This window comes from Arthrobacter zhaoxinii (assembly GCF_024385505.1).
GTDB classification, from domain to species: domain Bacteria; phylum Actinomycetota; class Actinomycetes; order Actinomycetales; family Micrococcaceae; genus Arthrobacter_B; species Arthrobacter_B zhaoxinii.
Genome location: NZ_JANFLT010000006.1, coordinates 246,969 through 269,095 on the forward strand (window position 1 = coordinate 246,969; position 22,127 = coordinate 269,095).

Sequence of the window (22,127 nt, forward strand, 5' to 3'; positions counted from 1 at the left end):
ACCCCCTCTCCCGTCCCGTAGCCCGGCCTGGCTGCGTGCTAGGGTCATGTGCGATACGTATCTGTTGGCTCGGGGGGACCATCACTTACTCCTTCCGGGTCCTCGCTGACACCTGGGGGAGTCGTGAAACACTGCACGTCCTGCGGCGCTGAACTACAGCCGCACTGGAAATTCTGTACCAACTGCCAGGCGCCGCAGCCTGCAGCGACGGGCAGCGAAACCACCGCAACGCCGGCAGCGGAAGCCGGCTCTCCTCAGCCCGACGAGTTCCAGACGCAGCAGTTCGAGCAGCCTCCGGCACAGCAGGCGCAGCCGACGCAGCAGTTCGAGCAGCCTCCGGCACAGCAGGCACAGCAGGCACAGCAGGCGCAGCCGACTCCGACGGGCATTCCTACGGCGCCGACCTCGGTATTCGATCCGCCTGTGGCGGCCCCCGCGGCAAGCCTTGCCCACTCCGGATCAGTCCAGAGCAGTCCCCTCGCCGCAGGTCCTACTGACGGTGGATCGAACGACGGCGGGCCCTCCGGTCCGCAGGGACCCGCCGGATCCGGCACACCGTCGTCGGGCGGCAAGAAGCGCTCCCGCAGGACGATCATCCTGGTCTCCGTGCTGGCCCTCCTCGTGGTCCTGGGCCTGGGGGCGTTCCTCTTCGTACAGAACATGATCCGCGGCGGCGCCGGGTCCGCGGAAAGCGCTGCGGACAAGATGGTGGAGGCCATTGAGTCCAAGGACTTCATCGGACTGGCCACCATGGTCCCGCCGGAAGAACGCGAACCGCTCCAGCGCCTCCAGGAACATCTGATGGACAAGGCCGAGGATTTTCGGCTGGAGGATGCGATCAACAAGGTCGCCGACGAAGAAGCGGAACTCGACGATGACCTGACCTTCGACGGCATCAGCATCACGTTCGACGGCGTGGAGCCCGAGATTACCGAGATTGACGATTCCACCGCGCTGATCAAGTACACCTCCGGTGAGGCACGGTTCCAGCTGGATCCGGCCGAAACCACCGGAGCCATCCGCTCCGCACTCGAGGCCTCCGGCCACGAGGACGAGGAAAAGATCGATGAAACCGTCCAGCTCAACGAACTGGGACCGGACGGCTCTCCGCTGACCCTGGTGGCCACCGAACGCGGCGGCCGGTGGTACGTGAGCCCGATGTACAGCATCACCGAAATGGTCAGCGAGAGCGAAGGCTATGACCATGGCAGCATTCCCGAATCAGCGGGCGGCAGCGACAGCCCGGCTGCAGCAGCGCAGGCCGCAGTGGAAGCAGTACCGGATGTGATGTCCGAAGGAAGCGTGAATCCGCTGGCCGGGACGCTGTCCATCCACGAAGGCAGCCTGCTGTTCCTCTACCAGGATCTGTTCGACGACGCCCTGGCCGGGGCAGGCGGGGAAGAGCTGAACATCGGCGACGTGCGCTTCACGGAAGGCGAGAAGGACGGCGACCGTGCCGTCGCCGTCGTCGAAAACATCACTGTCGAAAGCGAATACGGCGACAAGCTCACCCTGACCGGCGACTGCATCGAGGGCGAGCGGGAATCCGACAGCATCTGCTTCGGCGATTCCGGTTACTCCATAGAGCCTTCCATGCAGATGCTGGGCGGCGCGAAGATCATGAGCCTGACCACCATCAAGGAGGACGGCGAGTGGCGGGTGAGCCTGGGGCACACCGTCACGGACTGGATTATTAACTGGACCGATTCCCTGACCCGTGAGCAGGCCCTGGCCATGCTGCAGCTCGCGAACGCCGAGGACGCCACCGGAGATATCAGCGTGGAGGAAGCCACCGAGGTGGAGTTCAACTCGGCCGGCTTCGCGGTCCTGAACCTCACTGTGGAGGAGGAGACTGCGCTGACCTCTGAAGACGACTACGAGTTCAGTGACATGGCGGTGTACTCCGCGGACGGCAAGGAGTTGGTTGGCGACCTGGGGTACGGCGATGAAATCCCCGCCGGGGATTACAAGCTCGTGGTCTTTGCCGGTTCGGAATGGCAGGAGGGGTTCGCCGAAAAGGGCAACGACTTCGAATACTCCGCCGAACTTACGCTCGTTGAGGATGAGCCGTACGACTTTGACTCTTCGGATTACCCATCGGATGAATCGGAGTACCCATCGGATGAATCGGATTATTCGACGGAATCCCTGCCGTCCGGCTCGTATCTCACCACCGACTTCGGCGTGCTGACCACGGAGTCCGCGGAAGATTCCGTGAAGAGCCACACCATCTCGGGCACTGACGTTGCAGCTGATTTGGAAATCAGCGCCTTCGGCTCATCGAGCTCTTCAACGGTGCTGGGCATCACGCTTGACGGTAAGGAACAGAAGCTTGAAATCCCGAAGGGCGGGACGGACGCAACCGAGCTTGTCATTGCCTACCCCAATGACGGCAAGGACCACGAGCTGAAGGTCCAAATACTGTCCACAAGTTCCGAGAGCGAATCCGTGCTCGTGAGCTATACGGCGGCGCTCAAAACGAAGTAGCAGGCGCCCCGGCGCAGTTGTTCAGCCTGCGCCGGGGTCTGCCGGAGAACCGGCCCCAAATGATTTCTGAAATTCCAAGGAAGGCGTTATGAAATTCTGTCCCGAATGCGGCAAACAACAAGAACCGGGGGGCCGGTTCTGTGCAGAGTGCGGTTACGCCGTCGGCGCCGCACCTGGTGCCTCCGCGCCTGCTGTCGAACCCGTTGCCTCCGCGCCTGCTGTCGAACCCCGGATGCCGGTGGCCGGGACACCGGACGCCGAGTCCACAGTAGAGCCGCAGCTCGCCGCCGTCGGGCCTTCCGGCCAGCCGGTCCAGCCGGTTCAGCCGGGCCAGCCGCCTTACGGCCAGCACGGCCAGGGCTACGGCCAGCCGCATTACGGCCAGCCAGGCCAGCCGATCCAGCAGCAGCGTCAAGAGCAGCAGTATCCGGGGAACAGCACCTCCGGTTACGGCCAGGCCCAGGCGCCTACGCAGGTCGGAGCCAGGCGGCCGTCCGCCTTTGCCGGAGTTCCGGTCAGCGATTACGTCCGGGACGGCCTAGCCGTCCTGGCCCTCTTCGCCTCGCTGTTCATGACCTGGTCCAGCGGGAGCAGTTACGACGACGACGGCAGCAAAGCCGGCACCCGCGTTGATGTACTACTGATTACCCTCCTCAGCATCCTCTCCGTGGGCGTCAGCTACCTGTGGCGTGCCGGCGTATTCGGCCCCACGGTCGGCTACCGCAGGATCCAGGATATCCGGCTCCTCGCCAATCTTCCGTACGTCCTTCTGGTGCTGGTCTACTTTGCCCTGAGCATGGTCTCGGAGTTCGGGTACGACGGCGTCCGCTACCTGGACGGAGCCGTCGCCTTCGGTCTCGCCGGTGCCCTCCTCGCGGCACAGCCACGACGAGGAGAGATCGCTCCCGGCGATGTTGATGCGGCCCGCCACCGGCGCTGGCTGTTCGTGATGCTGGGCATTGTCGGTTTGGCGGCTGTCACCACCATGGTGCAGGTCATCACCTTTGCCCTCAGTGCGGCGGACTACGCCAGCGCGGCCTCCGACAGCTTCTGGGCGTACATGGTCGCGCAGTCCCTTGCCGCCCTCCTTTCGGTTGCGGTCCTCGCACTTGTTGCCCTCAAGGTCTTCCTCGGGTCCGACGCATGGCGCTTCACCGGTGTGGCGCTCGGTGTTGGCGCTGCCTTCCTTTCCGTGCTGGTACTCCTGGGTGTGGACTCGGTTGGGTTGGGCTACTTCCCGGGATCGGCATGGTTCTCCATCCTGTTGTGGATGGCCTTCGGCGCTGCGGTTTCCGCTCCGTCCGTCGCCCGCACCACCCACCGCACTGCCGTAGCCCCGGGGGACCGCCTCACTGCCCTCCGGCCGGTACTGGTCCTGACGCTGATCCTGGCGTCCGCTCTGGCGGTATTTATGCTGGTTGGCCTGGGCCAGACGGTGGCGGAGGACCTGGACGGCGTGGCCACCTGGTCTGTCGGGCTGGTCCTGGCACTCCTGCTGGCCGCAGCCACCGTGGTGGTCGTCAAGCTCGCTGCCCGCGACGAGCGTTCCGCTTTTGTGATGGGCAGCGTGTACGCCGGTGCCGTGTTTGTCCTGTCTCTGATCCTGATGGTCCTCTTCGAAGTGCAGGACTTTGACCAGGCTTCTTCGATGGATTATGTACTGCTGCCGACCGGAAGCGTCCGGCAGCTGATCATGGTGCTCACCTGGGTGATGCCGTTCGCGGCTCTGGCGGTGCTGTGGCTGGACAAGGCCGCGCGCGCACACTTCAAATCGCTGCCGGCCTCCGGCAACACCGTCAACGGGTTTGCCTTCGAAGGGGCACCGGCACAGCCTCAGCAGCCGGGCATTCCGATGCCGCAGGCCTTCTATGCAGGTCAGCAGCACCAGATCCCGCAGCCGGGCCAGCCGGTCCAGCAGCAGGCGCCGGTCCAGCCCCAGCAGCAACAGCAGGCTCCCGCCACCGCTGCATACGAACCTTCCGTTCCGGCAGCTGAGGTGCATGAACCGGCAGTTCCCGTTCAGGAACCCGCAGCCGAGCCGGCTCCCGCCCAGGAGCAGGCTCCCGTTCAGGAACAGGTGCAGCCAGCTCCCGCCCAGGAACCCGCTGCCGAGCCGGCTCCGGTTCAGGACGAAGCGGACACCGTTCGGCCTACGCCGGCCGCTGACCCGGATGCCGCGCTGCTGGCCGAAGCGGCCGATCCGGCCACGCCCCTCACCCGGCTCCAGGAACTGGCGACCCACCCGCGCGCACGGGTGGCCGTTGCCGCCAACCCGTCCACCTATCCGGCATTGCTGGCCTGGCTGAGCCAGCTCGGGGACCCGGCAGTGAACGAAGCACTGGGTCGACGGTAATCAGGTACTAAGCGGCGGCCGGCGTCGCTGGCACTGGGAACATCACTGGTGCCAGCGACGCCGGCCGCCGGCGTTTAATATCCACCAGCTCCGAGGGGCGCTTATGAAGAAGTCCATACGACGGGCGGCGGGCATCGCCTGCACGGCAGTACTGCTCTCCGGGTGCTCGACACCGCCTGCAGCCGGACCGCTGCCGAACGGTACGGCAACGGCGTCGCCACCGGCAGCCCCCGACGCGGCCTCCGACCCGGCATCGTCATCCCCGACACCCCCGTCCCCGCAGCCGGAACCGCCCCTGCCCTCCGGCTGGCTGGCGCAGATAACGGGCGACGCCGGACGCCTGGCCATTCTCGGAGACTCCTTCGCCGCGGGGGAGGGCGCCGGCGACTACCAGCCGGCGGTGCCCGGCCGCGGGGATTCCTGCCACCGCAGCGTCTACCCGGCGGGGGCCGAGTTGTTTGCCCCGGAAAACACCGCAAACCTGGCGTGTTCCCGGGCCACCACCGGGCATCTGGCAGCTCAACAACTCCTGGAAACAACAAATGAAACCGGCGCTGACACCGTTCCTGCCCAGCTGGAGCAGCTGCAGGACTTCGACCCCACGCTGGTGGTGCTCTCCGTGGGCGGCAACAACCTCGACTTCGCCGGAATCCTGCAGGCCTGCCTGCTGGAAGCCACACCCTGCAGCGACAATCCGGGACTGGGCGCGCACGCGGAAGCGGAGCTGGCTTCGCTCCTCCCCGACCTTGTCGACGGATATGACCAAGTGGCGGCTGCCGTCTCCGCCCCGGTACTGGTGCTTCCCTACCCCCAGCTTTTTGACGCGCCCGACGGCGACTGCGGCCGGCTTACCACCGAGGAACAGCGCTTCGGGCGGAACCTCATCACCGACCTGAATGCCGTCATCCGGTCCGCCGTGGACAGCTCGTCCGCTCCGAACGTCTACTACGTGGACGCCGTCGAAAACGCGCTTGCCGGCCACGGTGTCTGCAGCCAGGAGCCTTTTGTGCACGCGGCGGATGTGTCCGGGCTGCTGCAGGCGGCCGATTCCCCCACCGCCAACCAGGAACTGCTGCATCCCACGTATGAGGGCTACCGTGCCATGACCCGGGAGCTGGTCCGCTGGGCCGCCGCACACCCGGCGCCGTAGTGAGCCGCATCACGGCAAAGCCCTGGGGCTGCGTAATACTGGGACGGTCGGCAAGGACGCCGGCAGGGACGAAAGGACAGGCGCATCGTGACGGAACCCCCGCAGCAGACCGCGGCATTTGAAGGATTCACCACGCTCCGGGTCACGGAGAGCGCGGACCGCATCCACGTCCAGTTGCACCGTCCCGAGGTCCGCAACGCCATTGACGCCGCCATGGTGGCGGAACTGCATGCGGTCTGCGCCGAACTGGAGCGCCACCCGCGGGTGCTGATCCTCTCCGGCACCGAAGCCGGCGGAAAAGGGATCTTCGCCTCCGGAGCGGACATCACCGAGCTGCGCGAACGCCGCCGTGATGACGCCCTGGCCGGCATCAACTCCGGCCTCTTCACCCGGATTGCGGCCCTGCCGCTGCCCGTGATTGCCGCACTGGACGGATTCGCGCTGGGCGGCGGCGCGGAACTGGCCTACGCCGCGGACTTCCGGATCGGCACACCCCGGCTGAAGATCGGCCAGCCCGAACCAGGGCTCGGAATCATGGCGGCCGCCGGCGCCAGCTGGCGGCTCAAGGAACTGGTAGGGGAGCCGTTGGCCAAGGACATGCTGCTGGCCGGGCGGATCCTGTCAGGGGAGGAAGCCCTGGCCGTCCGGCTGATCACCGAACTCCACCACCCCGCCGGCCTGCTGCCCGCCGCCCATGCGCTCGCGGACCGCATCACCGCACAGGATCCGCTCGCGCTCCGCCTCACCAAGGCGGCCTTCGCCGCCCCGCGCGAGGCGCATCCGCTGATCGACAACCTCGCCCAGGGCATCCTGTTTGAATCCGAGGCAAAGTTCGACCGCATGCAGGCCTTCCTCGACCGCAAGGAGAATCCCCGTGAACAGCGCTGACAGCATGCCAGCCCGGGTGGGGGTGCTGGGCGGCGGCCGGATGGGTGCCGGCATCGCCCACGCCTTCCTCCTGGCCGGCGCCGAGGTGGTGGTCGTCGAACGCGACGGGCAAGCCGCCGACGCCGCCCGCACCCGGGTCAGCGGCTCCGTCGCCAAGAGCGTGGAACGGGGAGATACCGATCAGGCTCCGGAGCAGGTCACCGCCCGGGCCTCCTATGCAGTGGACTATGCAGCGTTTGCCGGCTGCGGTCTGGTGGTGGAGGCGGTGCCGGAGGACTTCGCGCTGAAATCCGCGGCCCTGCGCGAGGTCGAGGAACAGCTCGACGACGGCGCCTGGCTGGCCACCAACACCTCATCGCTGTCCGTGGACCGGCTGGCTGCGGACCTGCTGCGGCCGGAGAATTTCTGCGGGCTGCACTTCTTCAACCCGGTGCCCGCCTCCCGGCTGGTGGAACTGGTCCTCGGTACCAAGACGTCCGGGAACCTGGCCGCCAGCGCACAGGGGTGGATCGAAGCCCTGGGTAAGACCGCCGTCGTCGTCCGCGATACGCCCGGCTTCGCGTCCTCACGCCTTGGCGTTGCCATTGCGCTGGAGGCCCTGCGGATGGTGGAGGAAGGCGTGGCGTCCGCCGAGGACATCGATGCAGCCATGACGCTGGGCTACCGCCACCCCACCGGACCGCTGCGCACCACGGACCTGGTGGGACTGGACGTGCGGCTGGGCATTGCCGAGTATCTGCATTCCACGCTGGGGGAGCGCTTCGAGCCGCCGCAGATCCTGAGGGACAAGGTGGCACGCGGCGAACTCGGGCGGAAGACCGGCCAGGGGTTCTTCAGCTACGAATAGCCCGCTCCGGCGCCACCGTCTCCAGGAAGGTCCGGACCATGGCGGGGTGGTCCAGGGCCATGGCCACTGAAATGACCGGTGCCGGAGCGAGCAGCCCGTGCACCGCATCTTCGCCTGCGATTCTCCGCCGGTCCACCAGGGTCTGCCCGCGGCTGTGCCCGGCCAGCTCCACCCGCACCGGATAATCCTCCAGCACCACGGTCTCCGGCGCCGCAATCAGGCAGGCGGCACCGGCGTCGCCGATCGTCATGGGCTCGAGGGTGCCGTCATTCGCGCTCACCCGGGGAAGCGGTTCCGCGCCGACGACGCCGCCGGCCGCCCGGGTCCGCGCGCCCGAGGCCAGCAGTTCGCCCACGAGCCGTGCCCCGGGATCCGACGAAGCTTCCAGTTTCAGGTACTGCGGCGCATCAAGGGTTGCCAGCATAAAGACGTCCAGCCCGTACATGGTCACCGGCACACCGCTGTCCAGCACCACGGCCAGCGCCTCCGGATCGTGCCAGGCATTGAACTCCGCATGCGAGGTGGCATTGCCGATCCCGGCGGACCCGCCCATAAACACAATCCGCTCAAGCTTCCGGGCGGTGAGCGGGTACGCGCGCAGGAACACCGCCAGATTGGTCAGCGGGCCGATCCCCAGCAGGGTCACCGGCTCCGGAGACTCTTCGATGGTGCGGTGCAGCAATTCGACGGCGGCCAGCGGCGAGGCCAGCGTGCTGCTGGCCGGCAGCTGCAGCCCGCCGATCCCGTTGGCGCCGTGGAAGGCATGCGCGTTGCGGGGTTCGTTGATCAGCGGCCGCTCCGCCCCGCGGGCCACCGGCACGTCCGGCCGCCCGGCAAGGTCCAGTACGTCCAGGGTGTTGCGCAGGACCTGGTCGACGTCGGTGTTCCCCGCCACGCAGGTCACGGCCCGCAGGTCGATCCGCGGGCTGCGGGCCAGGAAGGTCAGGGCCAGGGCATCGTCCACGCCGGTGTCGACGTCGGCGATCACCGGGATGCGGCGCGGCTGTTTCGGGGAGGAAGAGGAATGCACGGCGCCGTCTTTCGCTTAAACTGCTGGGAATTGAAGGTGGTTAGAGAATTAAACACCGCGGTTCTTCGCAAAGGGGAAAAGCATGCCGAATACGCTTCCGCCGGACACCGTTGCTGTCCTGGGCGGCGGAGTGCTGGGACTCTCAACCGCGGTGCAGCTGCTGCGCGGCGGTGCGGACGTGCTGTTGGTGACGGAGGCGGAGGTAGGCAGCGGTGCCTCCGGGCGCTCGCTGTCCTGGTTGAACGCCGGCGGCGGCTACGGCGAGGACTACTACCGGCTCCGGATGGCCGGCATTGACCGCTACCGGACCCTGCTGGCACGGAACCCCGGCCTCGACTGGCTGGCTTTCGACGGCGGCCTGTACTGGGACGATGATCCGTTCACCGTGGTCGAGCGGCACAACAGCCAGACCCGGCAGGGCTACGACGCCCGGATGCTGGAACGCGAGGAGGTTCCCGGTGCCGTAGCCGGTGTGGAGCCCGGTGTGCTGCCGCACCGGGTGCTGGTCAATCCGGGGGAGGGCTGGGTGTCGCTGCCGCACCTGGTCCGGCACCTGGCCGAGGAGTTCACGCTGCGCGGCGGCACCCTGATCGAACACGCGGGCCGGTGCACGCTCACCCGCGGCACTGTTCCCGGCACTGAGGGCACCGACGACGGCATCAGGGTGCACGGGCTGCGCACCGCCGGCGGGGAAGAGTACGCGGCCGACGCCGTCGTCGTCGCCTGCGGGGCCGGCACCTCGGCAGTGCTGGCCGAAGCCGGAGTGCAGCTGCCCGACGCCTCGGACCCGGCGATGCTGGTGATCAGCGAACCGGTGGAGCACGGACTGCGGGCCGTGCTGAACACGCCGCGGATCTCGCTGCGTCCGCATCCCGGCGGACGGCTCGCCATGGACTCCATCTGGTATCTGGACCGGGTGGAACGCCGTGCCGACGGTAGTTGGAGTGTGGATTCGAAGGTGCCGGGCGAGCTCGCAGCGGAAGCGACCCGGGTGCTGGCCGGGCATCCCGAGGTGGTGCCGCAGAGCTGGCATCCCGGGCTGAAGCCGGTGCCCGGGGACGGGGAGCCCGTGCTCGGTGAGCTGGCCGCGCTGCCCGGTTGCTGGGCAGTGTTTACCCATTCCGGGGCCACGCTGGGCCTGATCGCGGGGGAGCTGGTCGCCGACGAGATCCTCACCGGCCGCCGGCATCCGCTGCTGGCACCGTTCCGGGCCGAGCGTTTCAGCTTCGGCTGGGACTCCTGAGGGGATTCCTAAGCCTGGGACTCCTAAGCCGGATGCGGCGCGGCCAGCACCGGAGCGAAGGCCAGTTCCGCGGCGCCCACCAGCAGCAGCTCGGAACGCAGCGCCGCCCGGCGCAGCTGCACCCGCTCGCCCAGGCCGGCCACCGCCTCGGCGGCAACAGCTCCGGTCAGGCGTTCCGGATTGGCAGCAAACAGGGTGCCCAGGAAACCGCCCAGGACAATCGCGTCCGGGTTGAAGATGTTGACGAAGTTCGTCAGTGCCACTGCCAGCTGATCCAGCTGCCGGTCCACCTCTGCGTTGACGGCGTCGTTCCGGGGTTCGGCCATTGCGGTGTCCAGGGTGTCCTGGTCGGCGCGGTCCAGGCCCAGCGCATCCAGCAGCCGGGCCAGGTTCACTTCGGTTTCCAGGCAGCCGCGACGGCCGCAGTGGCAGGAAGCGCCGGCGCTGTTGACCTGCGTATGCCCGAGTTCGCCCGCGTAACCGTCCGCTCCGCGCAGCGGTGTGCCGGCCACGATGATCCCCCCGCCGATCCCGCTCGCGCTGCCGTTGAGGTACACGGTGTTTTCCGTGTCGACGGCGGCACCGAACAGGGTTTCGGCCACCGACCCCAGCGTGGCGTCGTTGCCGGCGAAGACCGGCAGCGCCAGTGCCTGGGCCAGGGGAGCGGCCAGCGGCTCGTTCCGCCAGCCCAGATGCGGGGCCAGCAGCACCTGCCCGTCGGAGGTTCGGGTGAGTCCGGGCACGGCCACGCCCACGCCGGCAATCCGGTCCATGGCGGCAAGATCCGGAGCCATCCCAGCGAGCACGGCGCGGGTGATGCTGACTGTTTCATCCACGCTCGGCGGCGAGACGGTGTCATGGCGGACCCGGCGGTGCACCCGGCCGCCCAGGCCCACGAGACCCACGGTCACGGCGTCGACGTCGGGGTGGACCACCACGGCAGCCACCCGCTCATTGGGGTGGACCAGCGGACTCGGCCGGCCGACGCGTCCGGCGGGCGGATCCGTCTCATAAGCCAGCCCCATGGCGGCCAGGTCTGTTGCCAGAGCGCCGACGGTGGAGCGGTTGAAGCCCGTGAGGCGGGTCAGGTCTGCGCGGGAAAGCGGGCCGCTCCGGTGCAGCAGGGTCAGGATGCGCGAAAGGTTGGCGGAGCGCAGGTTGTCCGTGCCGCGACCTGCCGGTGCAGACGCGCTGATAATGCTGCGTTCCACTCTGCGTTTCCCCTCCCTGTCGCTGTCCCTTCCAGCCTACCCGCCGGCGGACGCCTTTAGTTGGACATGGCAACAAAATCCCGCGGGAAGCCCGCGACCGTCCGGATTGTCCCGGCCGAAAGTCCGGCAGGCATTGACATGCGAGCGGTGTCACAATATGTTGTTGGTTCCAACTAATACTTCATCTGGAGCTAACGTGACAATGACGCCATCGCCTTCCGACCGCTTTACCTTCGGCCTCTGGACCATCGGCTGGACCGGAACCGATCCGTTCGGCACTCCCACCCGCGCGGACCTGGACCCCATCAAGGGCATGCACAAGCTCGCGGAACTGGGTGCCTACGGGGTGACCTTCCACGACAATGACCTGATTCCCTTCGACGCCACGGCGCAGGAGCGGGAACTGATCCTGAAGAACTTCACCGACGCCTTGGCGGAAACCGGTCTGAAGGTTCCCATGGTCACCACCAACCTGTTCAGCCACCCGGTCTTCAAGGACGGAGGCTTCACCTCCAATGACCGCTCCGTGCGACGCTTCGCACTGCGCAAGGTCCTGAAGAACATCGATCTGGCCGCGGAACTCGGCGCCGAAACCTTCGTTATGTGGGGCGGCCGTGAAGGCAGCGAGTACGACGGATCCAAGGACTTCGCCGCAGCATTCGATCGGATGAAGGAAGGCGTGGACACTGTTGCCGGCTACGTCAAGGAAAAGGGTTACAACCTGCGCCTGGCGATTGAGCCCAAGCCGAACGAGCCGCGCGGCGACATCTTCCTGCCGACCATCGGCCACGCGCTGGCTTTCATCAGCCAGCTGGACAACGGCGACATTGTCGGCCTGAACCCGGAGACCGGTCACGAGCAGATGGCCGGGTTGAACTTCACCCACGGCATCGCCCAGGCACTGTGGTCCGGCAAGCTGTTCCACATTGACCTCAACGGCCAGAAGTCCATCAAGTTCGACCAGGACCTGGTGTTCGGACACGGCGACCTCACGAGTGCCTTCTTCACCGTGGACCTGCTGGAAAACGGCTTCCCCAACGGTGGTCCGCGTTACGAAGGTCCGAGGCACTTCGACTACAAGGCCTCCCGCACCGAGGGCTACGAGGGTGTCTGGGAATCGGCCAAAGCCAACATGGGCATGTACCTGATGCTCAAGGAACGCGCCCTGGCGTTCCGCGCCGATCCGGAGGTGCAGGAAGCCCTGCAGTACTCCGGTGTTACCGAGCTGGGCCAGCCCACGCTGGCTGCCGGTGAGTCGGTTGCGGACCTGCTTTCCGACACGGCGTCCTTCGAGGACTTCGACGCCAACGCTGCCGCGGAACGCGACTTTGGCTTTGTGAAGCTGAACCAGCTGGCACTGGAACACCTGATGGGTGCCCGCTAAGCTGCCTGCGCACGGCGCCGCACACCACTGAATCGTGCTGCCGTCGGCTCTCCTTGGGGGGAGAGCCGGCGGCAGCGCCCTTTGAAAGGCTCACCACCATGCCCCTCGTTGCCGGAGTCGACAGCTCCACCCAGTCCTGCAAAATAGTCATCCGCGACGCACACACCGGCGCACTGCTGCGCGAGGGCACGGCCCGCCACCCGGCGGGTACCGAGGTTGACCCGGAAGCGTGGTGGGCTGCGTTTCAAGAAGCGGCGGCCGCCGCCGGGGGACTGGACGACGTCGATGCCGTTTCGGTGGGCGGGCAGCAGCACGGCATGGTCTGCCTCGATGAAACCGGTGCAGTGGTCCGCCCCGCCCTGCTCTGGAACGATGTGCGTTCCGCTGCGGCTGCGGACAAGCTCGTGGCCGATGCCGGACCCGACGGCGCCCGCTACTGGGCCGAGACCACGGGATCGGTGCCCGTGGCCTCCATTACTGCCACGAAGCTGCGCTGGCTGGCGGAGAACGAACCGGAAAACGCCGCCCGAACGGCTGCTGTCTGCCTTCCGCATGACTGGCTGAGCTGGCGGCTGGCCGGTTTCGGCCCCGGCAGCGGCGCCGAAGGGCTGGCAGCGCTGACCACCGACCGGTCCGATGCCTCAGGCACCGGCTACTGGTCCCCGTCCACGGGGAAGTACCTGCCGGAGGTCCTCGAACAGACCCTCGGCCATGTCCCGCAGCTGCCCCGCGTACTGGGCCCGCTCGAGGCCGGCGGCCGCACCCCGGCCGGTGCCCTCATCGGGCCGGGTGCCGGCGACAACGCCGCGGCCGGACTGGGTGTTGCTGCCGGGGTGGGGGACGTGGTGGTCTCGATCGGCACCTCCGGCACCGTGTTTGCGGTCGCCGACGCGCCGACGTCGGACGCCACCGGTCTGGTGGCAGGTTTTGCCGACGCCACGGGCAACTTCCTGCCGCTGGCCTGCACCCTGAACGCTTCCCGCGTGCTGGACGCCACCGCGGCCCTGCTCGGGGTGGACCTGAATGAACTGACCCGGCTGGCCCTCTCCGCTCCGGCCGGTGCCGACGGCCTGGTGATGGTGCCTTACTTCGAGGGCGAACGCACCCCCAACCTGCCCGATGCCACCGGGTCCCTGCACGGTATGACGCTGCGGAACTTCACCCCGGCGAACCTGGCCCGTGCCGCCGTCGAGGCTGTGGCCTGCTCGCTCGCGGACGGCTTCGCGGCGTTGAAGGACACCGGGGTCTCCGCCCAGCGGGTGATTCTGGTGGGCGGCGCGGCCCGGTCCGAGGCAATCCAGCAGTCCATCGCGGCTGTCTTCGGCCTTCCGGTCACCGTCCCGAGTCCGGGGGAGTATGTCGCTGACGGTGCTGCCCGGCAGGCTGCTGCCCTGCTCACCGGAGCCTGGCCTGCCTGGAACGACGGCGCGTCGGTGGTGGTGACGGCCGATCCCGCCCCCGGGGTGCTGCAGCGTTACCGGCAGGCTGCCGGAACTGCGACGCTGCCGGCAGCCCGGTAGGATCGGCGCATGAGAACCTCTTTCGGCCCCAACGGCCATCCTGTCGAACTGGCTGCCGGGGATTACCGGGCCACCATTCTGCCCGTCGGGGCTGCCCTCGCTGGGCTGACCCGCGGGGGCCGACATCTGGTGCTGCCGTTGGATCCGGACACCATCCCGCAGGCCTTCACCGGCAAGGTACTGATGCCCTGGCCGAACCGGATTGTCGGCGGCCGCTACACCTTCGAGGGCACCGACTACCAGGTTCCGGTCAATGAACCCGAGACCGGGATGGCCCTGCACGGGCTGGTGGCCTGGGATGCCTGGGATGTTGTTGAATCCTCGCCGGAGCGCGTGGTGCTGCGGCACCGGCTGATGGGCCAGCCGGGGTATCCGTTCCAGCTGGAGCTGGAAGCGGTTTATGAGCTCGACGCCGAGTCCGGACTGAGTGTGGAGCTCGCCGCCGTCAACGCCGGCACCGTGTCCGCACCCTACGGCGTTTCGGCGCACCCCTACCTCACCGCAGACCAGGTGCCGGTGGACCGCTGCGTGCTGGACGTTCCTGCCGCGCAGGTCCTCGGCGGTCCCGAGCAGCCCGGCAGGCCCCTGGACCTGAGCGAACTGCGGGACACCGCGGGAACGGTGCTGTCCTTCTCCGCTTCGGAACCGATCGGTACCCGAACTGCGGACCATGCCTTCACCGGCCTGCCCGACGGCGACTGGCAGGTGACGCTCACCGACCCGGAGACCGGCGTCGGCGCCGTGCTGTCCGCCGTCGGCAAGGATGCGCCGTGGCTGCAGGTCTACTCCGGCGAGAAGATGGACCGCCTCGGCGTCGCCGTCGAACCGATGACCTGCCCTCCGGATGCGTTCAATTCCGGGGAGGGCCTGATTGTGCTGGCTCCCGGCGAGGAGCATCGACTGGCTTACCGGATCGCTGCTGCCTAAGAGAGGGCGCGGCAGTAGACTTCCCGGATGCAAACCCTGGAGACGCCCCGACTGACCCTGCGCCCGTTCACTTCTGGGGACGCGGACTTCGTCCTGGACCTGTACTCCCGCATGGAGGTGCAGCGTTTCCTCGGAGCCGTTCCGAAACTGATGAAGGATCTCGACGAGGCAAACGCCCTCATTGAAGCCTGGGCGCGCGTGGACGACGGGACCTGCGGCGTCTGGGCGGTGCAGGACAGGGAGTCCGGGCAGTTGGCCGGGACGCTGCTGCTCAAGTCCATTCCGGCGTCGGGCCCGGAGCGGAAGCCCTCGGGCGATATCGAGATCGGCTGGCATTTCCATCCCGACAGCTGGGGACACGGCTATGCTCCGGAGGCTGCCTCCGCGGTCCTGCGGTACGGCTTCAAGCAGGGGCTGCCCCGTGTGGTGGTGGTGATCAATCCGGCCAATACGTCCTCCCGGCGGGTCTGCGAGAAGATCGGCGTGGTTTCCCAGGGCAGCACGGACCGGTATTACAACGCCATGCTCGAGCTGTTCACCGCCGGGAACCCGGGTTAACCCGCCAGCTGCTTCTGCAGGAACGCCAGCGCGGCGACGTCGTCCTCGATGGCCCCGGCCTCGTGTCCGTTGAACGGCCACACCGTCAGTTCCTTGGGGCCGGCGTAGTTGTTGTACGCGGCGTAGACCGTGGACGGGGGAGTGGTGGTGTCCATCAGCGCCACCGAGAACAGCGCAGGAGCGGTGGACCGCGGCACCAGGTTCACGGCGTCGAAATAGGCCAGCGTCTCCATCACCGTCTCCACCTGCCCGCGCTGGACCGCGAGGTAATCCCGGATCTCGCGGTATGGATAGGAATCCGTGACGGTCACGGCGCGCGGGAAATCGGACAGGAACGGCACGAATGCGACGACGGCGGCCACGTCCGGGCAGAGCGCCGACGCCGCGAGGGCCAGCGCCCCGCCCTGGCTCTGTCCCAGCGTGGCCACCCGCGCCGGATCCACCGGGACCAGGCCGTCCTGTGCCAAAGACCGCATCGCTTCCACCGCCCGGACGGCGTCGGTGAACAGGCGCCGGTAGTAATAGGTGTGCGGATCCAGCACGCCGCGGGTCATTACCCCGGGAACCTGCGGACCGGCGCTGCCGGCGGCGTCGGGCGTGGTGCCCTTGCTCCAGCCGGCGCCCTGCCCGCGGGTATCCATCTGCAGGTGCGCGAACCCGGCCGAAGCCCAGAACAGGTTCTCGTGTGCGTCCCCGCGCCCGCCGCCGTAACCGACAAACTGTACGACGCCGGGCAGCGGATCGTCACCGCGCAGGCTCCGGGCCGGCAGCCGCAGCCAGGCCCGGATGGGGTCACCGCCGAAGCCGGGGAAAACCACGTCGTAGAGCTCCACGGTCCGCAGCCCGCTGGGGTAGGGGATGACCTCTACCGCCAGCGGGTGCTGCCGCGCCTCCTCCAGGGTGTCCGCCCAGAACCGGTCCAGGTCCTCCGGGGGACGGGTGCTGCCGCGATAGGCGGCCAGTTGGTCGGCGGGCAGATCGGAGTTCATGTTGGCTCCCGGGTTGATGGAAAGGTGCTCAGCCCAGCGGCGCCACGTCCGCCGGGCAGTGCAGCCGCCGGGTATGGTCCACCACCCGCACGGTTCCGGTCAGGCTAACACCGGCCGTTCCGCGGATATCGGCACTCGACGCCCCAAGACGCAGCTCCAGGCCACCGGGCTCCACAATCCGCTGCCCGTCCCGCCCGGTGAAGGACGCGGCATCGGCCGGAACCGTAAACCGGACCTTCGCCGCTTCTCCGGCGCGCAGCGGGACCCGGGCAAACCCGGCCAGCCGCTGCACCGGACGCACTACCGAGGCCACCGGATCGTGCAGGTAGAGCTGGACAATTTCGACCCCGTCGCGTCCACCGGTGTTGGCCACCGTGACGGAAACGGACGTTTCGCCGTCGACGCCGAACTCGGCAGGACCTTCCAGGGCGACATCCGACCAGTCGAAGCTGCTGTAGGACAGCCCGTGGCCGAAGGCGAAGGCGGGGGTGGGGTCGATGCTGGACACGTCGCTGGTCTGCGCCAGCGGCGCGGCCAGGTAGGTGGACGGCTGCGCGCCGGGGGAGGCCGGCACGCTGACCGGCAGCCGGCCGCTGGGATTGACCCGGCCGCTCAGGACTCCGGCGATGGCCGGTCCGCCCTCTTCGCCCGGGAAGAACGCGTGCACAACCGCGGCTGCTTCCGTGGCGGCGCGGCCCAGGGCATAGGGCCGGCCGGTGAGCAGCACCAGCACCACGGGGACCCCGGTATCCATCAGCGTTTCCAGCAGCTGCTGCTGGACGCCGGGCAGGACCAGCGATTCGGTGTCGCAGCCCTCGCCGCTGGTGCCGCGGCCGAACAGCCCGGACCGGTCACCCAGCACGGCCACCACCACATCGGCCTCGCGGGCTGTGGCCAGCGCGGCCGCAAAGCCATCCGTCTCCGGCCCGTCCACAGTGCAGCCGGAGGTCACGGTGATTGAGCTGTCCGGGAATTCGCGGCGCAGGGAGTCCGCAACGGTAGGCAGCTCGATTCCGGCTGCCACCTCCGGGTGCTGCACGCCCACATGGGCGGGGAAGGAGTAGCAGCCCAGGAAGGCCATGGGGTTGTCTGCATTGGGGCCGACGACGGCGATGCGGCCCGGTGCTGTCAACGGCAGGACGCCGTCGTTGGTGGTGAGGATGAGTGCCTGTTCGGCGACCTCCGCAGCCAGGGACCGGTTTTCCGGAGAGTCCAGGTTCACCGAACCCCGCACGGCGGCAGGATCCTCGGGATCCAGTCCGGCCAGGGCCGCGGGCACCGGGGACCAGCCCGGATCCAGCAGGCCCAGTTCGATCTTCTGGGTCAGAACCCGCAGCACAGCAGTGTCGATCACGGATTCGTCCAGGCGTCCTGCTTCGAGTTCGGCCAACAGGTGGTCGCCGAAGGCATCCACGGTGGGCAGTTCCACGTCCACGCCTGCGGTCAGCGCCGCAGCGGCGGCCTCTCCGAGGGAGCCGGCCACCCGGTGCAGTTCCTTGAGGAAGCTGATGCCGAAGTAATCGGCCACCACTGTGCCGTCAAAGCCCCATGTCTCGCGGAGCAGGCCGGTAAGCAGGGAGCGGTCGGCAGCGGAGGGGACGCCGTCGACGTCGGTGTAGGCATGCATGACCGAGCGCACCCCGGATTCCTGCACGGCCATTTCGAACGGCACCAGCAGCACATCGGCGCGCTCGCGCATGCCGACGGAAACCGGGGCCAGGTTGCGGCCCGCCTTGGATGCCGAGTATCCGACAAAGTGCTTCAGCGTTGCGACTACGCCGGTTCCTTCCAGTCCGCGGATGTAGGCGGAGGCAATGCTGCCCACTAAGTAAGGGTCTTCGCCGATGGTTTCCTCGACCCGCCCCCAGCGGGCGTCGCGGACGACGTCGAGCACGGGCGCAAGCCCCTGGTGCACGCCGACCGAGCGCATGTCGGTGCCGATGGCGGCGCCGATCCGTCCAATCAGTTCCGGGTTGAATGTGGCACCCCAGGACAGGGGCACCGGATACGCCGTGGCGCCCCAGGCCGCGAACCCGGCGAGGCATTCCTCATGGGCCATGGCGGGGATGCCGAACCGGTTGGACTCGGCGATCCGCTGCTGGGTGCGCATCAGGGACAGGGCGCCCATGCCGGCGTCGACGGGCACAGTGCCGAAAGGCCGGGTGAGCTGGCCCAGGCCGGAGGGCAGCAGGTCCTCCAGCGGGACGGGTTCCTTCATATCGTGCTGGTGGGGTGCTACCTGGCCGCCTTCGCTGGAGGCGCCTACCCAGACGCCGAAGAGCTGGGCCACCTTCTCCCGCAGTGTCATTTGTTCCGCCAGCCGGACGGCGCGCTCGCGGTCGGGCAGGGAGGTGTCCCGCCAGGGGAGGTGCTGAACTGTTGTTTCTGTCATGTCTACTTTCCGCCAACGCCCATAAGGCCCTGGACCAGCGCACGGCGCGCAAAGAGGTACACCAGCAGGACCGGAACCATGGAGAGCATCACTGCGGCGAGGATGCCCGGCACGTTGATGCCGTACTGGGTTTGGAAGTTGAAGAGGCCGAGTGTGATGACCTTGGTGGACTCCGACTGGGTAAGGATCAACGGCAGCAGGAACCCGTTCCAGCCCTGCAGTGCGGCGAAGACCGCAATTGTGGACAGTCCGCCCTTGGACAGCGGCAGTACCAGGCGCAGGAAGGTGCGTGCGGTGCTGGCTCCGTCCACGGACATGGCCTCGTACAGCTCGGGGGTGATGTCCCGCATGGTTCCGGACAGGATCAGCGTGCAGATCGGCAGGGCGAAGGCAGCCGTGGGCAGGATGATGCCCAGCAGCGTGTCGTACAGGCCCACCGAGTTGATCAGGTAGAACATCGGCACAATCACTGCCTGGACCGGAATGGCCAGCCCGAGCAGGAAGAACCGGAAGATCAGTGTGGTGCCGCGGGACTGGCTGCGCACAATCGCGTAGGACAGGGGCGGCACCACCAGTAGGACGATGCCGACCACGCCGGCCGTGACCAGGAAGGTGTTCAGGAAGTACTTGCCGAAACCGCTGTCGAAGACCAGCAGGAAGTTCTCGAAGGTCAGGCTGGTGGGGACGGACAGCGGCCCGTTGGCGCTGAACTCGGTGCGGCTCTGCACGCTGGCGGCCACCATGACATACAGCGGCAGGGCCACGATCAGAAGCCAGACGGTGACCGCGGCGCCGGCAATGTAATTGGGACGGGTACGCATCAGAGTCCCTCCATGGTGCTGCGCATTTTGTCGTAGCCGGAGGCCTTGACCATGATCAGGGAAATGGCGGTGGCGACGATTACCAGAACCAGGGCAATGGCGGAGCCCATGCCGAAGTTGTAGCGGCGGAACGCCTCTTCGTACATGTAGAAGGCGGTGATGGTGGTGTCCGTTCCGGGTCCGCCGTTGGTCAGGATCAGCACCGTTTCGAAGGTGGTCAGCCCGCCCACCACCATGAGGATCACGGAAGTGATGATGCTGTTGCGCAGTTGCGGGAGGGTGATGCTGAAGAACTGCCGCGCCCTGCCCGCTCCGTCGATTTCCGCGGCCTGGTACAGCACCGGGGGAACGGACTTGGCGGCGCCCTGATAAATCAGCGTGTGGAAGGGCGTGAACTGCCACATGCCCACGAAGATGATGACGCCGATGGCGGTGGACTGGTGGCCGAAGAGGTTGCCGTCCCCGAACAGCCATTTCAGCTGGGCCGGAACACCGAAGTTCGGGTCCAGCAGTGCCCGCCACAGCACCGAGATGGCAGCGGAGGAGAGCAGCAGCGGCAGGAAGAAGATCGCACTGAGGACGGCGCGGTTGCGCTGCGGGCCGGCGGCCCAGACGCCCAGCAGGATGCTGACCGGGGTCTGCGTGGCGACACCGAGGACGATGAACAGCACGCTGAGCCACAGGCTCTTGAGCATGACCGAATCGCCCGCGAGCGTCTGCCAGTTCTCCAGGCCGACAAACTTGGGATCCCCGAGTCCCGTCCAGGTCATGAAGGACAGGACGACGACGGCGATCAGCGGCACCACGGCGAAGAGCAGGAAGAAGATGGTGGCCGGCAGGGTCCAGGCAAGGCCCGGACGGTTGAGCCGGGCCCGGCCGGCCCGCACCGGACGACCCTTGGCAGGGTTGTCCGGTGCGGCCGGAGGCCGGGGTGGAAGCAGAGTGGTCATGGTCTGGCCTTCGGTCCGGCTACTTCTTCAGCGACTGCATGGCGGCAATAAAGCCGTCTTCGTCGATGCTTCCGGCGAAGAAGTCGGCAACAGCGCTGTGGATGGTGGGTGTTGCGGCCGGCGGGTAGGCCTGGTCCCAGGACAGCTGGAAGTTGGGCGCATCCTGCACCAGTCCGAACTGGAACCGGGCGTAATCCGGATCAGCGGCCTGGTCCAGGAACTGTTCCGTGCTGGTGGTGGTGGGCAGGTTGCCGATGGACATCTGCTCCTGTACGAATTCATCCGAGTACATCAGCTTCAGGAAGTCACGTGCGGCGTCGGGGTACTTGGTGTCCTTCAGCACGGAGTAGTAGTTGTTGGTGTTGCCCACCAGGTTCGCTGCGTCACCCTTGCCGCCCTCGATCGCGGGGAAGGCGCTCCAGCCGAGGCTGTTTGCCACGAAGTCGGGGTTGGTGTCCTGGATAGTGGAGTACTCCCAAGAGCCCATGAGTTCGAAGCCGGCCTGTCCGCCGGCGAGTAGTGCGGGGGAGCCGCCGTCGGTGAACTTCACGGACTGGAAGTTGGTGCCGAAGGCTCCGGCATCCACCAGCTCGCGCAGCATGCCCAAGGATTCCTTGCTTTCGTCGGATTCCCAGACGTCGGTCTCGCCGTCAATTGCGCTCTGGAAGAGTTCCGGCCCGGCCACGCGGTCATAGACGTAGGAGAACCACATCTGGGTGGGCCATTCGTCTCCGCCGCCCAGGGCGATGGGGGTCTTGCCGGCCGCCTTGAGCTTATCGACGTCCTCGAGCAGCTCATCCCAGGTCGCCGGGGCTTCGTCGATGCCCGCTTCCGCCAGCACGTCCTTGTTATGGAAAAGCATCACGGGCTGGGTTCCGCGCATCGGCACACCGTACGGGGTGCCGTCCACCGTCGCGACGTCGAACACCGAGGGAAGGAAAGCGTCCTTGAGCTGGGGATCCTCCTCGATGAAGTCATCCAGCGGCATCAGCAGATCAGCGTCCACGAAGTCGGAGATGCTGCCGCCGCCCCAGTTGAAGAAGATGTCCGGTGCTGCGTCGGTGCTCATGACCGTCTGGAGCTTCTGCTGGTATTCGGCGCCGGGGATGGTGTCCAGCACCACCTTGACGTCGGAGGTCTCATTGAACTTTTCGACCATGGCGGTCTCGACGTCGTTGCTCGCGTCGCCGTAGACCAGGACATGGAGTTCATTTTCGGGACGGTCGGAGGCGGCGGAATCGCCGCCTCCGCAGCCGGCCAGTGTGAGGCCGATGGCCAGCATGCTGGCGGCGGCCAGGACCGGAGTCCGGGGCGAGGGTTTGTTCATCGTTGAACACCTTCCGAAAGTTTCGGTATGTTGATCGAAAGTTACATGAT

General features: G+C 67.3%; 17 protein-coding genes. 10 read left to right on the plus strand and 7 right to left on the minus strand.

Annotation, left to right across the window (positions count from 1 at the left end):
- The first annotated feature begins 123 nt into the window (after nt 1–123).
- The 5 genes from NNX37_RS12575 (at nt 124) to NNX37_RS12595 (ending at nt 7,725) form a co-directional block, all read left to right on the plus strand.
- Nucleotides 124–2,487 (plus strand): zinc ribbon domain-containing protein, encoded by a 2,364-nt coding sequence (locus tag NNX37_RS12575; RefSeq protein WP_255793090.1) that lies wholly within the window; start codon nt 124–126, stop codon nt 2,485–2,487.
- A gap of 88 nt (nt 2,488–2,575) precedes the next feature.
- The gene (locus NNX37_RS12580; RefSeq protein WP_255793091.1) at nt 2,576–4,840 is read left to right on the plus strand and encodes a DUF7937 domain-containing protein; all 2,265 of its coding nucleotides are present in this window, start codon (nt 2,576–2,578) and stop codon (nt 4,838–4,840) included.
- Between the two features lie 103 nt (nt 4,841–4,943).
- Nucleotides 4,944–5,990 carry an SGNH/GDSL hydrolase family protein gene (locus tag NNX37_RS12585; RefSeq protein ID WP_255793092.1) on the plus strand — a complete coding sequence of 349 codons (1,047 nt, stop codon included), beginning with the start codon at nt 4,944–4,946 and terminating at the stop codon, nt 5,988–5,990.
- 87 nt (nt 5,991–6,077) lie between these two features.
- On the plus strand, nt 6,078–6,878 hold the full coding sequence (locus tag NNX37_RS12590) for an enoyl-CoA hydratase/isomerase family protein (RefSeq protein WP_255793093.1): 801 nt from the start codon (nt 6,078–6,080) through the stop codon (nt 6,876–6,878).
- 4 nt (nt 6,879–6,882) lie between these two features.
- On the plus strand, nt 6,883–7,725 hold the full coding sequence (locus NNX37_RS12595; protein ID WP_255793526.1) for a 3-hydroxyacyl-CoA dehydrogenase family protein: 843 nt from the start codon (nt 6,883–6,885) through the stop codon (nt 7,723–7,725).
- Here the strand turns inward: NNX37_RS12595 and NNX37_RS12600 are convergent.
- Nucleotides 7,712–8,755, minus strand: a complete 1,044-nt coding sequence (locus NNX37_RS12600; protein ID WP_255793094.1) for a nucleoside hydrolase — start codon at nt 8,753–8,755, stop codon at nt 7,712–7,714. The two genes, NNX37_RS12595 and NNX37_RS12600, sit on opposite strands and share 14 nt — an antisense overlap.
- An 82-nt stretch (nt 8,756–8,837) precedes the next feature.
- Between NNX37_RS12600 and NNX37_RS12605 the strand changes: the two genes are divergently transcribed.
- Nucleotides 8,838–9,998 (plus strand): NAD(P)/FAD-dependent oxidoreductase, encoded by a 1,161-nt coding sequence (locus NNX37_RS12605; protein ID WP_255793095.1) that lies wholly within the window; start codon nt 8,838–8,840, stop codon nt 9,996–9,998.
- Between the two features lie 23 nt (nt 9,999–10,021).
- On the opposite strand, the gene NNX37_RS12610 is transcribed toward NNX37_RS12605, so the two are convergent.
- Nucleotides 10,022–11,209 (minus strand): ROK family transcriptional regulator, encoded by a 1,188-nt coding sequence (locus tag NNX37_RS12610; RefSeq protein WP_255793096.1) that lies wholly within the window; start codon nt 11,207–11,209, stop codon nt 10,022–10,024.
- Nucleotides 11,210–11,411: 202 nt separating this feature from the next.
- On the opposite strand from NNX37_RS12610, the gene xylA reads away from it, so the two are divergent.
- The 4 genes from xylA to NNX37_RS12630 all read left to right on the plus strand — a co-directional run bounded on the left by xylA (nt 11,412) and on the right by NNX37_RS12630 (nt 15,598).
- On the plus strand, nt 11,412–12,593 hold the full coding sequence (gene xylA / locus NNX37_RS12615) for a xylose isomerase (RefSeq protein WP_407079972.1): 1,182 nt from the start codon (nt 11,412–11,414) through the stop codon (nt 12,591–12,593).
- A 98-nt stretch (nt 12,594–12,691) separates the two neighbouring features.
- Nucleotides 12,692–14,113, plus strand: a complete 1,422-nt coding sequence (locus tag NNX37_RS12620; protein ID WP_255793098.1) for a xylulokinase — start codon at nt 12,692–12,694, stop codon at nt 14,111–14,113.
- 9 nt (nt 14,114–14,122) lie between these two features.
- Nucleotides 14,123–15,040, plus strand: a complete 918-nt coding sequence (locus NNX37_RS12625; protein ID WP_255793099.1) for an aldose-1-epimerase — start codon at nt 14,123–14,125, stop codon at nt 15,038–15,040.
- Nucleotides 15,041–15,067: 27 nt separating this feature from the next.
- Nucleotides 15,068–15,598, plus strand: coding sequence for a GNAT family N-acetyltransferase (locus NNX37_RS12630; protein WP_255793100.1), 531 nt, complete (start codon nt 15,068–15,070; stop codon nt 15,596–15,598).
- Here NNX37_RS12630 and NNX37_RS12635 read toward each other — a convergent pair.
- From NNX37_RS12635 to NNX37_RS12655, 5 genes are read right to left on the minus strand one after another with little or no spacing between them, the layout of a single operon-like run.
- Nucleotides 15,595–16,587 carry an acetylxylan esterase gene (locus NNX37_RS12635; protein WP_255793101.1) on the minus strand — a complete coding sequence of 331 codons (993 nt, stop codon included), beginning with the start codon at nt 16,585–16,587 and terminating at the stop codon, nt 15,595–15,597. The two genes, NNX37_RS12630 and NNX37_RS12635, sit on opposite strands and share 4 nt — an antisense overlap.
- A 28-nt stretch (nt 16,588–16,615) precedes the next feature.
- Nucleotides 16,616–18,979 (minus strand): beta-xylosidase/alpha-l-arabinosidase, encoded by a 2,364-nt coding sequence (locus NNX37_RS12640; protein WP_255793102.1) that lies wholly within the window; start codon nt 18,977–18,979, stop codon nt 16,616–16,618.
- Nucleotides 18,980–18,981: 2 nt separating this feature from the next.
- Nucleotides 18,982–19,800 carry a carbohydrate ABC transporter permease gene (locus NNX37_RS12645; RefSeq protein ID WP_152272743.1) on the minus strand — a complete coding sequence of 273 codons (819 nt, stop codon included), beginning with the start codon at nt 19,798–19,800 and terminating at the stop codon, nt 18,982–18,984.
- Complete coding sequence (locus tag NNX37_RS12650; protein WP_146362670.1) at nt 19,800–20,750, minus strand: carbohydrate ABC transporter permease; 951 nt, start codon at nt 20,748–20,750, stop codon at nt 19,800–19,802. The genes NNX37_RS12645 and NNX37_RS12650 overlap by 1 nt, the downstream gene beginning before the upstream one ends.
- A gap of 19 nt (nt 20,751–20,769) precedes the next feature.
- A complete protein-coding gene (locus tag NNX37_RS12655; protein ID WP_255793103.1) occupies nt 20,770–22,077 on the minus strand; it encodes an ABC transporter substrate-binding protein in 1,308 nt (435 codons plus the stop codon).
- Nucleotides 22,078–22,127: the final 50 nt, after the last annotated feature.

What these genes read in the sequence shown, in the direction of transcription:
- xylA (WP_407079972.1), top strand. Translation starts at nt 11,412, where the DNA reads ATGACGCCATCGCCTTCCGACCGCTTTACCTTCGGCCTCTGGACCATC.
- NNX37_RS12585 (WP_255793092.1), top strand. Translation starts at nt 4,944, where the DNA reads ATGAAGAAGTCCATACGACGGGCGGCGGGCATCGCCTGCACGGCAGTA.
- NNX37_RS12640 (WP_255793102.1), bottom strand. Translation starts at nt 18,979, where the DNA reads ATGACAGAAACAACAGTTCAGCACCTCCCCTGGCGGGACACCTCCCTG.
- NNX37_RS12635 (WP_255793101.1), bottom strand. Translation starts at nt 16,587, where the DNA reads ATGAACTCCGATCTGCCCGCCGACCAACTGGCCGCCTATCGCGGCAGC.
- NNX37_RS12595 (WP_255793526.1), top strand. Translation starts at nt 6,883, where the DNA reads ATGCCAGCCCGGGTGGGGGTGCTGGGCGGCGGCCGGATGGGTGCCGGC.
- NNX37_RS12655 (WP_255793103.1), bottom strand. Translation starts at nt 22,077, where the DNA reads ATGAACAAACCCTCGCCCCGGACTCCGGTCCTGGCCGCCGCCAGCATG.
- NNX37_RS12605 (WP_255793095.1), top strand. Translation starts at nt 8,838, where the DNA reads ATGCCGAATACGCTTCCGCCGGACACCGTTGCTGTCCTGGGCGGCGGA.
- NNX37_RS12645 (WP_152272743.1), bottom strand. Translation starts at nt 19,800, where the DNA reads ATGCGTACCCGTCCCAATTACATTGCCGGCGCCGCGGTCACCGTCTGG.
- NNX37_RS12625 (WP_255793099.1), top strand. Translation starts at nt 14,123, where the DNA reads ATGAGAACCTCTTTCGGCCCCAACGGCCATCCTGTCGAACTGGCTGCC.
- NNX37_RS12630 (WP_255793100.1), top strand. Translation starts at nt 15,068, where the DNA reads ATGCAAACCCTGGAGACGCCCCGACTGACCCTGCGCCCGTTCACTTCT.
- NNX37_RS12580 (WP_255793091.1), top strand. Translation starts at nt 2,576, where the DNA reads ATGAAATTCTGTCCCGAATGCGGCAAACAACAAGAACCGGGGGGCCGG.
- NNX37_RS12650 (WP_146362670.1), bottom strand. Translation starts at nt 20,750, where the DNA reads ATGACCACTCTGCTTCCACCCCGGCCTCCGGCCGCACCGGACAACCCT.
- NNX37_RS12620 (WP_255793098.1), top strand. Translation starts at nt 12,692, where the DNA reads ATGCCCCTCGTTGCCGGAGTCGACAGCTCCACCCAGTCCTGCAAAATA.